Source organism: Aquimarina sp. TRL1 (genome assembly GCF_013365535.1).
Lineage (GTDB): Bacteria > Bacteroidota > Bacteroidia > Flavobacteriales > Flavobacteriaceae > Aquimarina > Aquimarina hainanensis.
The window spans coordinates 854410-868249 of record NZ_CP053590.1 but is presented as its reverse complement, the minus strand read 5'-3'; the positions used below and the strand labels follow the sequence as shown (position 1 = coordinate 868249).

At 34.1% G+C, this 13840-nt stretch carries 12 protein-coding genes; 11 read left to right on the top strand and 1 reads right to left on the bottom strand.

The features are described from left to right. The first annotated feature begins 207 nt into the window (after positions 1-207). Positions 208-1164, top strand: a complete 957-nt coding sequence (locus tag HN014_RS03370; RefSeq protein ID WP_176027479.1) for a type IX secretion system membrane protein PorP/SprF — start codon at positions 208-210, stop codon at positions 1162-1164. Positions 1165-1180: 16 nt separating this feature from the next. Then, positions 1181-3142, top strand: a complete 1962-nt coding sequence (locus HN014_RS03365; protein ID WP_254884087.1) for an OmpA family protein — start codon at positions 1181-1183, stop codon at positions 3140-3142. An 84-nt stretch (positions 3143-3226) separates the two neighbouring features. Here the strand turns inward: HN014_RS03365 and HN014_RS03360 are convergent, their stop codons facing one another. Next, positions 3227-4303 carry an adenylate/guanylate cyclase domain-containing protein gene (locus HN014_RS03360; RefSeq protein ID WP_176027478.1) on the bottom strand — a complete coding sequence of 359 codons (1077 nt, stop codon included), beginning with the start codon at positions 4301-4303 and terminating at the stop codon, positions 3227-3229. Between the two features lie 153 nt (positions 4304-4456). Here HN014_RS03360 and HN014_RS03355 point away from each other — a divergent pair, with 153 nt between their 5' ends. The 9 genes from HN014_RS03355 (at position 4457) to HN014_RS03315 (ending at position 13829) form a co-directional block, all read left to right on the top strand. Then, complete coding sequence (locus tag HN014_RS03355; RefSeq protein ID WP_176027477.1) at positions 4457-5482, top strand: S1C family serine protease; 1026 nt, start codon at positions 4457-4459, stop codon at positions 5480-5482. Between the two features lie 162 nt (positions 5483-5644). Continuing rightward, on the top strand, positions 5645-6286 hold the full coding sequence (locus HN014_RS03350) for a DUF6515 family protein (RefSeq protein ID WP_176027476.1): 642 nt from the start codon (positions 5645-5647) through the stop codon (positions 6284-6286). Between the two features lie 26 nt (positions 6287-6312). Continuing rightward, positions 6313-7041, top strand: coding sequence for a hypothetical protein (locus HN014_RS03345; RefSeq protein ID WP_176027475.1), 729 nt, complete (start codon positions 6313-6315; stop codon positions 7039-7041). A gap of 550 nt (positions 7042-7591) precedes the next feature. Continuing rightward, positions 7592-7741: a hypothetical protein gene (locus HN014_RS03340; protein ID WP_176027474.1), complete on the top strand. Its 150-nt coding sequence runs from the start codon at positions 7592-7594 to the stop codon at positions 7739-7741. Between the two features lie 11 nt (positions 7742-7752). After that, positions 7753-8382, top strand: a complete 630-nt coding sequence (locus HN014_RS03335; RefSeq protein ID WP_176027473.1) for a hypothetical protein — start codon at positions 7753-7755, stop codon at positions 8380-8382. Between the two features lie 939 nt (positions 8383-9321). After that, positions 9322-9552: a hypothetical protein gene (locus HN014_RS03330; protein ID WP_176027472.1), complete on the top strand. Its 231-nt coding sequence runs from the start codon at positions 9322-9324 to the stop codon at positions 9550-9552. A 388-nt stretch (positions 9553-9940) separates the two neighbouring features. After that, a complete protein-coding gene (locus HN014_RS03325; RefSeq protein ID WP_176027471.1) occupies positions 9941-10846 on the top strand; it encodes a DUF6268 family outer membrane beta-barrel protein in 906 nt (301 codons plus the stop codon). A 203-nt stretch (positions 10847-11049) separates the two neighbouring features. Continuing rightward, complete coding sequence (locus HN014_RS03320) at positions 11050-11463, top strand: hypothetical protein (RefSeq protein WP_176027470.1); 414 nt, start codon at positions 11050-11052, stop codon at positions 11461-11463. 14 nt (positions 11464-11477) lie between these two features. Then, entirely contained in the window at positions 11478-13829 is a 2352-nt protein-coding gene (locus tag HN014_RS03315; RefSeq protein WP_176027469.1) for a TolC family protein, read from the top strand. The last annotated feature ends 11 nt before the right edge of the window (positions 13830-13840 follow it).

Sequence of the window (13840 nt, the reverse complement as noted above, 5' to 3'; positions counted from 1 at the left end):
TATAAAAACACTCCTTATAGCTAATAGGTTATGAGGAGTGTTATACTATGAAAAAAGAAAAATGAATAAATGGAAAAACAATAATTGATTCGTTCAAGAGGACTTTAATACTCATGACAAGTTTTGAAATCAATAATATTTTTTTCAAAATAGGATATGTAGTTGGGCTTATGCAGATATAGCTAACTAAATAAAAAAATAGATCATATGAAGAAACTATACTTTTCGATACTAATAATTTTGTCTATTTCTTTATGGAATAAAGGATATACGCAGCAAGATGCTCAATACACTCAATATATGTATAATACAATAAGCGTTAATCCGGCATATGCAGGGAGTAGAGGCGTTTTTAGTATTAACGGATTACATCGTAGTCAATGGGTAGGATTAGATGGGGCTCCCAGAACGCAAACAATATCGATAAATACTCCTTTAGGGCAAAGTGAGCGAGTAGGTCTAGGAATATCAATAGTAAATGACGAAATAGGACCGACCAGAGAAACCTACTTTGATATTGATTTTTCATATACAATTCCTACTTCAGAAAAAGGAAGGCTAAGTTTTGGTCTTAAAGGAGGAGGTCACTTATTAGATGTGGACTTTAATAAATTATCAAAATTTGATGTAAACGATGCGAATTTTCAGCAAAATATAGACAATAGATTTAGTCCGAATGTCGGAGTAGGGATCTATTATTATACAGATAAATTCTATTTTGGACTGAGCGCTCCAAATATCTTAGAAACAGAACATTTTGATGAAAGTGCTACGGTTGGTAATAATAACTCCGAAGCCTTTATCGCTAGAGAACGAATCAATTATTATTTGATTACCGGATATACGTTTGATTTAAATGAAGAAGTGAAATTTAAACCGGCATTATTGACCAAAGCGGTTTTTGGAGCCCCATTACAGGTAGATTTATCCGCTAGCTTTTTATTGTATGAACGCTTGACACTGGGAGCAGGGTATAGATGGAGTGCAGCGTGGAGTGGAATGATCGGATTTCAACTCTCTAATGCGATGATGATAGGATTGGGGTACGACAGAGAAACAACAGAATTAGGAAAAGCGCAATTTAATGATGGAAGTTATGAGGTTTTTATACGATTCGAACTCTTTAAGAAGTATAGTAGAATGTTAACTCCTCGTTTCTTTTAATGATAAAATACTATTTATGATAATGAATTTCAGAAAATACAGTGTATTGATTTTAATTCTCTCTCTCTTTAATATATATGCTCAGGAAAATCAGTTGATAAAAGCGAATGAAGATTTTGAGCGATTCGCGTATGTAGATGCCAGAAAAATATATCAAAAAGTAGCTAAAAATGGATACTCTTCTCCCGATTTATACCAAAAACTAGGCGACTCCTATTACTTTAATGGAGAGTTGGAAGAAGCGGTAAAATGGTATGAGTCATTAGTCAATGAATATGAAGATGAAATAGAAGCAGAATACCTGTTTCGATATGCTCAGAGCCTGAAAAGTGCTAAAAGATATGTGGAAGCAGATAAAGTAATGGAAAAATTTTATATGCAGACAGGGAATGATCAACGGGCAAATTCATTTATGACGACCAGAGATTATTTGAAATTTATAGACATGCAATCTGGAAAATTTCAACTGCTGAAACTAAGTGTAAATTCAGAACATTCGGATTATGCTCCAAGTTTTAATCATCATGGAGATTTGATTTTCGCTTCTTCCAGAAATAGCCGTAATATGACCAAAACCGTTCATGAATGGAATGAAATGCCTTTTTTAGATCTGTTTTATTCCAAAATGAATATTGATGGAGACTTAAGCCCACCCAAAAAAATAAGAGGAGGTATTAATACGCGTTTTCATGAATCTTCTTCAACCTTTTCCAAAGATGGAAAGACCATGTACTTTACCCGAAATAATTTTACGAAACGAAAAGTAAAAATGGATTCTACAGGAACTATTTTGTTGAAAATTTATAAAGCAAAATTAAAAGGGAGCCAATGGACAGATATTGAAGAATTACCTTTTAATGGAGAAGAGTATTCAGTTGCACATCCGGCATTAAGCGCAGATGGAACAAAATTATATTTTGCCAGTGATATGCCTGGAAGTAGGGGACAGTCGGATATATATGAAATTGATATTTATGAAGATGGAAGCTTTGGAGTTCCTAGGAACTTAGGCGATCAAATCAATACAGAAGGGAGAGAAACATTTCCTTACATAAGTGATTCGGGAGTCCTTTATTTTTCGAGTGATGGACATACAGGTTTAGGAGGGTTAGATGTATTTGTTGCGGTTCAGGAGGATGGGTATTTTTCATTACCCTATAATGTAGGAAGACCGATTAATAGTCCGGAAGATGATTTTTCTTTTGTGGTTAATGAAACCACTCGAATGGGGTATTTCTCTAGTAATCGGAATGGAGGAAAAGGGAATGATGATATTTACAGTTTTAAGCAAACAGAAGAGTTGATAACCAAATGTAAACAATTTATAAAAGGAACTGTCACAGATAAAGAAACAAGAGAGCGAATGGGAGATGCAGCAGTTATTCTTCTGGATGAAAACAATGATGAAATCACCAGAACACTAACTAATGAAGATGGAGAGTATAGTCTAGATGTAGAATGTAATAAGTCATACATCTTACAAGCGAAACAAATAGCATATGCCCCTACAGAAACTGTTTTTACAACAAATAGTTCTTTGGGAGAAGAAAATGAATACCCGTTGGAATTAGAAAGAGGAGGATTGGAAGAAAAAGAAGTAGAAGAAGGGAATGATCTGGCGGCAGTACTGGAATTAGAAGTCATTTATTTTGATCTTGATAAAGCGAATATCAGACCTGATGCAGAAGTAGAACTGCAGAAGATAATAGAAGCATTAAGAGAATATCCCCGCTTGAGGATTAATGTAAGATCCCATACGGACAGTAGGGGGAAAGACAAATACAATATGATGTTAAGTGAAAAAAGAGCACAGAGTACTGTGAATTACATTATTGAGCAAGGAGGAATAAGTTCAGAAAGAGTTAGTGGTAAAGGGTATGGAGAAACTGAATTACTTAATAAATGTAGTAATGGAATCAAATGTAGTAAAGAAGAACATCAAAAGAACAGACGAAGTGAGTTTATTATTATTCGATAATCGAGATTTAGAGGTGGCGGAATTTCTTTTGAAATGATATTTATTTCCTCTAATGTTCTGTTTATCAATATTGAGCTCATTTTATTAAACCAATACAGTGTTATTTTTTAGCGATACACTATATAGTTCAGTTGTATTTTTTTTGCCCTTTAATAAGGGATTTCCCGTATTAATCAATTCAAAAACAGTAGGGTTTTTAATTCGATCAAAAATCGTCTTTGAAATCAGAAGAGACACCCCTTGTTTCTTACACTGTTCCTGAACTCTGGAGGCAATATTAATAGTATCTCCATGATATGCGATCTCATGTTTGATACTTCCTATTTCTACTACAGTAATGATACCTCCATGCACCCCAGCTTTAAAAAAAGGAACATGTCCGTAGTTTTTTTGATAATAAGACGTACGATCTTGTAACCTCTTAGAGAAAGCAAAAAATGCTAACAAACAAGCATCGGTATTAACTGTTTTATTCATTTTCCAGGTTAATACAGCTTCATCTCCTACATATTGATATACTTCAGCATTATACTTTTCTACTACAGCCAGATCCAGAAAACAATCTTGGATAAAACGACTGTACTGTAAATGTCCTAAATCTTCTGCAATCATAGTAGAAGATGTGAGATCTATAAACATAAAAACACGTTCTTCTTCCTGTGGATGATAGAAACGACCGGTAATTAATTTTAATAAATTTCCTTTCCCTAGTAATTTTTCGAGGTGAATCGTGATTACAATAAAAATATTAGTGACAATAGAATATCCAAGATTAACCAAAATCAATGGACTGGTTAAAAAATCAATAAATAGTATTTCCAATTTCTCAATTGCTAGGTTTAGCTGTATATAAATAATCAGATATATAAGAATCATGATAAAGACATGAAGCCCTAATCCCTTAATAAGTATATTTCTAAAAGATCGTTGCTTATTAGCAATAGATTCTTCACTAAGAAGCTGAATACTGCCAAATAAGATACCGCAAATGACAGCTATCAAAGCGATATATAAAAAAGAATTAGAAGCAGAATATTCGATGTCGAAAACACTTAAATAGGACTTGATTCCATATTTTCTGGTCATGCTCCATATAAATAAAGAAATAAACCAGCCTATTACAAATGTGGTTACTTTACTAAACCATTTTTTCGTCATCATGACCTATCTGGATTTTTTGGCTAAGAGCGAAATTACGAAACATTTTCTAGATCTATCAGCTAAAAAAAAATATAGATAGAACCGCTTTTTATAAAGAGTGATTCTAGGATGTCACAAGCAAATTATAGTATATTTGACAAAAAATACAGAGAGATGAAATTGCTGAAATTACTATTCTTTTTATTGTTTGTAGTATCCGTACAGGCTCAGAAATTATCGGACTTATATAAGAAAGTAAATTCCTCTGTGGTTGTAATAGAAATTATTAGTGTCGGAACAGAATCGAATGGGAGTAACAGACAATTAGTCAAAGAATCTTCTCAGGGATCTGGAGTATTAATCTCTGAAGATGGAAAAATCTGGACAGCAGCACATGTAGTACAATCGGCAGAAGTAGTTTCAGTAGAATTTGTGGATGGAGATATTTATGAAGCGACAATTGTTTCTTCTAATCCTCAGGCAGATGTAGCTTTATTACAAATCAAAAATAATTTCCAGTTAAAAAATAAAAAAGTCGCAACTATTGGAGATTCCGATAAAACATTAATAGGGGAAGATGTTTTTGTTTTGGGAGCCCCTCACGGGTTTAAACAATCTTTATCCAGAGGAATTATAAGTGGACGTTATGTGCCTGATCACAGGAGTAATGATTTTGTAAAGATAGAGTTTTTACAAACTGATGCGGCCATAAATCCAGGAAACTCTGGAGGACCTATGTTTAATATGAAAGGAGAAGTTATTGGAATTGCCAGTAGAATTTACTCAGCATCGGGAGGGTTTAGTGGTATTGGATTTGCCGTATCTTCTAATATTGCCCAAAAACTGCTATCCGAAGAAGAGAACATATGGACAGGGATGGAAGGGCTTTTAATCACAGGAAATGTTGCCAAAGCGTTAAATGTTCCTCAGGAATCAGGGCTGCTGGTGCTTAGTACAGCAACTCAGGGAGCAGCCAGTAAATTGGGATTACAAGGAGGGTATGTTCCTGCTGTAATTGACGGAGTTGAATTACTACTGGGAGGAGATGTAATCCTGCAAATTGCAGGAATTCCTTTTACAGATGATAACTCTGGATATCTGATAAAAAAGAAGTTAAAAGAATTCAAAAAAGGAGAAAAAATCTCGATTTCTATTCTCAGGCATGGAAAAATAGGAACTGCTGAGTTCTATAAGCAATAGAGATAGATTTACCGCTTGTACTTCACAACCAGAAAAGTACACTTCACAGCTAATTTTATTTAATTCACTTATTTCCTTCCCAGATAAACCGGTAAGCCAGGGTACTTTTGTGTAAAGAAATTCAAAGAAATTGATTTCACAAATATTTAAACCCTAGTAGTTATGAAGGCAATAAAAAGAATTATCGGAATTATCATTATCATAAGCTGTTTGGCTGGTCAGGATCTTCAGGCACAAGGAAGGTCAGGAAACAGAGGTGTGAAAACTTCTCATAGAGGAGGAAATCATGTAGGAACGAATCATTATAAAGGAGGACGCTACAGAACACAGCCGATTTATAGAAACCCGCATTACAGATATCCCCGACACAGAAGAGTAATCAGAACATTACCAGCGCATCATGTTCGCGTTGTATACAGAGGTTTACCGTACTTCTTCTATGCTGGGTTGTATTATACTATATATAATGATGGGTATATCGCAGTATTGCCACCAGTGGGAGTACGCATCGCGGTCTTACCAGTAGGACATGTAAGAGTAGTAGTAGGTCCCTCAGTAATGTACTACCATTCTGGGATTTATTACACGGAAATCCAGGGGGCTACCACAGAAGAGGAACGGTATGAAGTCATACAGCCACCGGTAGATACCATTGTTTCAGAAATATCAGCAGATGCAGAAGAAGTGATGATCGATGGCAATGTATTTTATGAATACAATGATGTTATGTACAAGAAAGTTACGTTGGATCAGGAAAGAAAAGGATATAAAGTGGTCTATGTAAAAGAAAATGAAGAGAATTAATTGCAAAAACTATAAAAAATAAAAAAATGAGAATTTCAGGGAGTATCGTAATCACACTAATGATGTTAGGTGCAACAGTACAAGCACAAAACGGAAGAGAAGCCGTACAAAACAGGGCACAAATTAATCAGGGAAAAAGAGATCTGGATAGAGATCTTAGGGAATTGGAAGCTTTCAAAGTAAAAATGGAAGTGTTTAATCGCTCATTCGATGCCAGAGATGGAAAAATCAATACCCTAAAAGCAGATTTGTTAACAGACATGGCGAGAGAAGTACGTCAGAGTGAAGAAAAAGCAAAAAGAGCCAGAAGAGAAATAGCGCAAAGTTCGCAAGAAGTACGATCAGAAAGAAGAGAAGTGAGAGATGATGTGAAAGATTCGAATAGAGGGCGCTATGACCATAAGGATGATAAAAAAGACCTGGCGAGAGACAGAGCAAATACCAGAGATGATAAAAGAGATCGAAAAGACGATATAAGAGATTTTGAAAATCAAATAAAAAGAGCGGATAGACAAGCCGTTATTCTGAAAACCATGAAGACAGTTAATTTCTCATTTGATGCAAGAGGAATAGAAAAGTCTAGAGTAAACAGAAAGCTGTTAAACGAATTTTTGGAAACCTTGAGAGCAGATGTAGTAGCCACTCAGAGAGAGATTAATGAAGATAAAAGGGAGGGAAGAGAAGATAGAAGAGAACGAAAAGATGACAGAGAAGAGAGGAATGAGTATGACTCTCCTAAAAAGAGAAGATGGTAATTTATTATCTGTGTGAATACAACTAGTAAGTTGTGAACCTTTCGGGAGCATCCCTCGAAAGGTTTTTTATTGTTATTATTAACTCGATAATCGTGATGTAATTACTTTGTGACGAGTCTCGAAATTAATATTAATTCTCAGAAGAGTAGAGTGTGTATTTACTGCGGGTAGTTCTGTTCTATTATATATAAATCCAGAATATCCCTGTTGTATGACAGAAAAGGCTGTTTCTTATTTTAGAAACAGCCTTTTCTTATAAAGAGACGTAAATATTCTTCAGCTTACTCCAAAGCCTTTATATAAAAAGCAAGGTTTCTAAGAAAAGAAGGCAATGGGATACAGTCTAGCTTGTTATATAAAAGTAATAAACAATAAAAGCATTGTTGTTTTTGAAAAAACCGATGCCAGATTCTGATTGTAAAATCAGAAAAACACTTCACTGTCTAAAAAGGAAACTTCACCGTCAAAATAGGCTGCTTCACCCAAAAAGCCCTTAAACAAAGGGGATAGCAGTGATACCTTTGTGTAAACAAAACAAAAGGATATAACAATGAAAACATTACAATCGAATTTAGAACTAAAAATAGAAAAAGTATTAGCACGCATTTCTACCGTTTTTAAACCAGAAAAGAAAACTGTTTTTATAGAGGAAACAGAAGGTTATGTTTTTTGTTTTTCACAAATAGAAAAAAGAAACTAAAATATAGAGGGATGTTAAGGTTAGCAGGGGTAAGTGTAATCGCATTGTTGTACTGTAGTTGTTCATCGGTAGATGTAACTAAGACATGGAATAGAAGCCAAACTACAGACTGGAAAAAAGAAAATGTAGTCGTTGTTAGTAAAACAACAGATACAGATATAAGAAAGCAGTTCGAGAGAGATATCACGACAGCTTTAAATAAAGAAGGGTATATCGCACTTGAGAGTTATTTAGTGATGCCGGAACTATCAAGATTAAACAACTTAGATAATAGAGAGGTTGTACGGATAAAAAATAGTTTGATACGAAGAGGAGCTGATATTTTATTTCTTACGGTACTCAGGGATCGAAAGGAGTATAAAAAAGCTGTAAAAACAACCTATGAAACAAAATCATACCCTTTGTTTTATAGACCCTTCAGATCAGGAGATAGTGTACTGTATACAAAATCAACACCAGAAGAAGTCATAAAAACAATAAAAAGAAGCTTTGTGCTCGAGACATTGGTATATGATCTGAAAGAAGAAAAGGAAAAGCAATTGTTATCAGTGATGATTACAGAAATTGATAATCCGAAACAGCTTACCTCAGTGTCGAGAGAGTTCTCGAAAGAGATTGTAGAAGCGTTAGTGAGTAAGTAATTTTTTTTCATAATAATTAGGTTAGCAAATCACCGGAGGATATGTATTTCCCCCACAAACATCTCCGGTGATTGTTTTTAAAGAAAAAGAATCAGTAATAAAGAAAAGAGAGGGGATGCATAAAGAAATAGTAAGTAATTTTTTTCATAATAATTAAGTGAGTAAGCCACTGGAATCACAATGTATTCCCCCCACAAACATTTCCAGTGGCTTTTTTTAAAGTAGAGAGGGGGCATTAAAAAATAGTAAGTAATTTTTTTTCATAATAATTAGGTTGGTGACTACCAGAGAGTAGTAAAGAGAATTCTCTGGTAGTTTCTTAAGAAAAGAAAACCGTGAAAAACATAAAAATAAGAGGTAAGTAATTATTTCATAATTGGGTTGGTAAGCTGCCGGAGATAAATAAGGGAAAGGGCATCTCCGGCAGTTTTTAAAAAAGATAAAAACATATGTACAGGTAGTACATTTTTTTTCATAATTGGATTGGTTGATTGCCGGAGGTGAAGTAAAGGGCGCCTCCGGTAATTTTTAAAAACAAAACAAGTTGCTGAAATATTATCGGATTGGATACAAAGCAATGATTAAGAAATATAAAATTCATGTACGAGTCGTACATATTTTTTCATAATTGGATTGGTTAATTACCGGAAGCAAATTCTAAATAGCTTCCGGTATTTTTTTGTAGTCAGTAGGGATATAAGAATATTTATTATTAAGGATAAAAGATATGCATAGAATACGATGTGTCAGAAAACACAAAAAGAGAAACATAATAGGATGTGGAATAAAACTTCTATTGATAAAAAACGGTTGACTGTTCTTATAGGATAGTTCAGGTACGGATTTGTCTGCTTCACCCAGAAAAGCAGATTTTGAGCCTGATTGGTGTCGTATTTTTGGAGTGTAGAAAAAATAAAACACCACTATTAAATATTAGTTATGAGAACTTCAAATCTGTTAATAGGAATGTTGGTGATTGCAGGAGTAGTTTGGTTAATGATAGGAAAAGGAAAATATGATTTTTGTGAAAAAAGATGCAATGAGTCAATAACCAGAGAGCTTACGACAATAGAGAAAATAGAGAAACTATTAGCAGATGAAGATAATGAGAAGAACCTTTTGGAAGATGAAGGAAAAGGTTCGGAAGAAAATGACTACCAGAATGAATGATGAGTAAATAAAGTAAAGTAGGTAGCAGTCAAACAGTGAAGGGACACTCCCCCAAAATTTCCCCCTAACTAAAGTTGATTACACGTCCCTTCACCGTATTTTGATCAGGCCTCCAGAAGTAATGGAGGCTTCTTCTTTTTAAAAAAGAAGTCAGGAAAAATAGAAAATAGTAAAATGTCAAAAAAAACATTAAAAAAATAAGAAAAACCCACCGATAATCACTTACCATTATGTAGTTCTGAAAAAAAAATAAAATACCCCTGTTTTTTGCTGAGTATACCTACTCATAATAGTCCTACATAGTTGATTTATAGCTGAATTTATTTATAAACCAAATATTGAAATTGGCAAATATTGTTTTTATTTGCCACAAATTAAATGACTAAAAATGAATAATAAGATTTTATTAACCACCGCAGTACTTTTTTTTCAAACGATTCTTGTTATCGGTCAGGAAAGATCACAAAAAGATCCTATGGAAGAGTTTTATATTGGGACTGTTAGTTACACACATTTTGGAGAATCCAGTTTTGAAGAAAAACAATATGAAGGAAAAGTTGGATTCTCTGAGGTTTTAGTAGACTTAAAATTCCCCTATGTTTTAAAAAATAAAAAAACAATCATAATTAATGGAGTTGAGTTTACCAATTTAAAACCTAATTTTTCTAATGAAGCAGATGCCTCTTCTTCCGTATCCAGAAACTTTTATTCTGTAGCGTATTATTTAGCATTGAATAATAGAATCGGAAAACAATGGAGTTATTCAATTGGATTAAAACCTACCTTCGCATCTGATTTTCAGAGTGGAATTTCTTCTGATGATTTTATGCTTAGAGGAACCGCTCTAGTCAGTAAACAAGTAAGCAGGTCATTTAAATACGGGTTCGGAGTGTCTTATAATACGCGTTTTGGTAGAAGAATGGTGATTCCATTAGTACAGTTAGTGTATAAAAAAGGACATTGGGGGACCTATGCCTACCTACCTGCTTATATTTCTCAGTTTTATCATTTAAAAAATGGAAAAGTTGGTCTGTCAATTATAGCCAATGGTAATAATTATAACTTTTATGACGATACAGGAGCAGGATTGAATCTGGATAAGTTAAATTATACTCGTGTTAATATAGGACCTGAATACGAAACAAAAATAGGAGGAAAACTAAAAATCAATGTTAGTGGAGGAATTACTGTTGCTAATAAACTGGAGTGGACAGATAGTGATAGTGAAACAGCATTGGATTTATCGCCAGAAAACAAGTATTTCTTAAGAGCTACACTGAAGTTTGGAAGATAAAGGAAGGAACCTTTTACTTAGAAGATAAAATATATGGAAGGTGGTTTCACATGTTATAAAGGTCATTTGATCTGTCAAAAAGAATACTTGACCTTAAAAAATGAGGAACTACCTTTTGATGTATAATATTTTTGTGTGTAGTTATTTGATTTTAAGGGATGTAATATCAGATATAACAAGTTTAAAAAACAAAATAAAAAACCATGAAATTAGTAAAACCAATCGCAACCTTCATCTGTTTAATTTTTTCTATCGCTTTTTATGCACAGGAAGCACCAGTGGAAAAAAACAAAAAAGTAGAAATTTTTACTCCACAGGAAAGAGATAATCTACAAGTATGGTTTCATGAAAAAGTAAAAGACATGAAACTTGGAATGGAGGTGGAAGAAGAGTATTTTAGTATTGTTTTATATCACATAGTGAAAATTACAAGACTAGACGATAAAAAAACGTTGACAAAGGAAGAAATAAGGGATAAAGCAAAGACGCTGTTGCTAAAGCAAAACAAAGAAGTAAAAGGGATCTTGACAGAAGAGCAATATGCAAAGCATCTAAGTATTTTTGGAGACATTATTAAGAGTGTTCACAATAGAAAGACACAACAAAAAGATAATTAGAACTTATTTTTCAGATGAAACACATAACACTTCTACTCTGTATTGTATTCAGTATGGTGTTTGGATATGCGCAAACCAATAAAACAGTTACAATAGGAGTTTTAACAGACAAATCAACTGCCAGAACACAAGTTCTTTTTCAGCAGATGAAAAAAGAAATTACAGCAGTTATAGGACAAGATGTTACTGTTCGGTTTAAACAACCCTTAGAAAATCAGTTTAACTTTCCGGAAGCTAAGAAGAACTATGAAAAAATGGTTGCTGGAGATGCGGATATCATTTTGGCATTTGGGGTAGTAAATAACTTAGTGATTAATAAAATAAAACAATACGCAAAACCTACTATTTTATTCGGTTCTGTGAATAGTGATTTTACTGATTTCCCAAAGGAACAAAAAACATCAGAAATTCCTAATATTACGTACCTCATTACACCTTTTTCATACACGAAGGATTTGGAAGCTTTTCATAGTCTGTACGAGTACGATCACGTAGGAATTATAGTGGATGAGTTTTTACCGGAGATTCTTCCATTGCAATCGCTTTTTGATACTCATTTTTCGGATAAAGAAGCTACCTATTCCTTACTACCTATCAAAGAAGGAAAATTACCCCCTTCTTCTCTTAATGAGGTTGATGCGGTATATCTTATTAGCGGTTTTTACCTTCAGGAAACTCAATTTGGAGAGTTGGTTACAACAATTAATAAAAATAAAATCCCTTCATTTTCTGCCAATAGTATAGTAGATGTAGAAAGAGGAATTTTAGCGACGAATCAACCAGAGACGAATATAGATAGGTTTTTCAGGAGAATAGCCTTGAATGTAGAGTCAATTATCAGTGGAGTAAACCCTTCAGACCTGCCCATTTTTGTCGATTACAAGAATAAGTTAACGGTGAATTACAGAACAGCAGATGAAATCGGTTTTCCGATGCGATATAGTATGTTGTCTTCGGTAGATTTTGTAGAAGGTTCTCAGGAGATTCACCCGGGACCTAATCAGAAATCTTATACGATTACAGATATATTAAACGGGGTAGTAGAAAAGAACTTATCATTAGAAGCTGCCAGAAAAGAAGTTGCCCTAAGTGAACAAGATGTAAAACTGGCTAAGAGTAATTTCTTGCCCAATGTAGTCGCGAGTGCATCCGGAGCTTATGTAGACCCGGAATTGGCTAAGGTTTCCAATGGACAGCGGCCAGAACTATCAACCTCTGCAAATATAGGGTTAGAGCAAGTGATTTATTCAGAGGGAGCAAATGCCAACATAAAAATTCAGAAAAACTTACAGAAAGCACAGCAAGAGATGTATAATGCAGAAGAACTCGATGCAATTCTCAATGCTTCAGCTTCTTATTTTAATGCATTGATATTAAAAACGAATGTAAGAATTCAGAATCAAAACCTACAGGTGACCAAAAAGAACCTACAGATAGCACAACAAAATTTTGAAACCGGAGCTTCTGGAAAATCAGATGTCCTGAGATTACAAAGTCAGTTGGCCCAGAATACCCAAAGTTTGATTAATGCAGGAAACTCATTGCAGCAAGCCTTTAATGCAATCAATCAGTTGATGAATAACCCGATGAGTACCAAAATAGATGTAATGGATGCTGGTATTGCCAACGGAATCTTTAAGAATTATCGATATGAAGAATTTCAGGAAATTTTAGATAGCCCTCAATTACGCCCGGCATTTATAGAGTTTTTAATAGAAGAAGCAAAAACCAATTCTCCTGAGCTCAAAAACCTGGGATATAACCTGGATGCTACACAGATAAATTATAAGTTGAATAATCTGGGAAGATTGATACCAACGGTTGCCTTACAAGGAAATTATAATATGACTTTCTCCCGATCGGGAGAAGGAGCTTCTCCACCGGCAGGTTTTCCAATGTTACCAGATAATTATTACAATATAGGATTGAATATTTCTCTACCGATTTTTCAAAGAAATGAACGAAATATCAATAAACAAATTGCCAAAATACAGGAAGATCAACTGTTGATTCAGAAAGATAACATTACCCTGGACCTTGACAAACGATTAAATGACATGGTGCTAAATGTGATTAATCAAATTGCAAATATTGAAATTTCTAAAGAGGCAGAGCGAACCGCAGAAGAAAGTCTTTCATTATCCCAGAATGCTTATAAGCAGGGAGCCATTCCGATTATACAATTAATAGATGCCCAGAATAATTTATTACAGTCTCAGTTGGCCAGTGCTACTGCTGTATATAATTATCTGATGACGACAATGCAGTTAGAAAGAGTGATCGGATATTTCTTCTTGATGAACACGGACGAGAGAAATCAGGAATTTATTCAAAAAGCAAATCAGTTTATACTCAATAAAAACTAATACCAATCAAC

What these genes read in the sequence shown, in the direction of transcription:
- HN014_RS03315 (WP_176027469.1), top strand. Translation starts at nt 11,478, where the DNA reads ATGAAACACATAACACTTCTACTCTGTATTGTATTCAGTATGGTGTTT.
- HN014_RS03345 (WP_176027475.1), top strand. Translation starts at nt 6,313, where the DNA reads ATGAGAATTTCAGGGAGTATCGTAATCACACTAATGATGTTAGGTGCA.
- HN014_RS03340 (WP_176027474.1), top strand. Translation starts at nt 7,592, where the DNA reads ATGAAAACATTACAATCGAATTTAGAACTAAAAATAGAAAAAGTATTA.
- HN014_RS03325 (WP_176027471.1), top strand. Translation starts at nt 9,941, where the DNA reads ATGAATAATAAGATTTTATTAACCACCGCAGTACTTTTTTTTCAAACG.
- HN014_RS03320 (WP_176027470.1), top strand. Translation starts at nt 11,050, where the DNA reads ATGAAATTAGTAAAACCAATCGCAACCTTCATCTGTTTAATTTTTTCT.
- HN014_RS03360 (WP_176027478.1), bottom strand. Translation starts at nt 4,303, where the DNA reads ATGATGACGAAAAAATGGTTTAGTAAAGTAACCACATTTGTAATAGGC.
- HN014_RS03330 (WP_176027472.1), top strand. Translation starts at nt 9,322, where the DNA reads ATGAGAACTTCAAATCTGTTAATAGGAATGTTGGTGATTGCAGGAGTA.
- HN014_RS03365 (WP_254884087.1), top strand. Translation starts at nt 1,181, where the DNA reads ATGATAATGAATTTCAGAAAATACAGTGTATTGATTTTAATTCTCTCT.
- HN014_RS03350 (WP_176027476.1), top strand. Translation starts at nt 5,645, where the DNA reads ATGAAGGCAATAAAAAGAATTATCGGAATTATCATTATCATAAGCTGT.
- HN014_RS03370 (WP_176027479.1), top strand. Translation starts at nt 208, where the DNA reads ATGAAGAAACTATACTTTTCGATACTAATAATTTTGTCTATTTCTTTA.
- HN014_RS03355 (WP_176027477.1), top strand. Translation starts at nt 4,457, where the DNA reads ATGAAATTGCTGAAATTACTATTCTTTTTATTGTTTGTAGTATCCGTA.
- HN014_RS03335 (WP_176027473.1), top strand. Translation starts at nt 7,753, where the DNA reads ATGTTAAGGTTAGCAGGGGTAAGTGTAATCGCATTGTTGTACTGTAGT.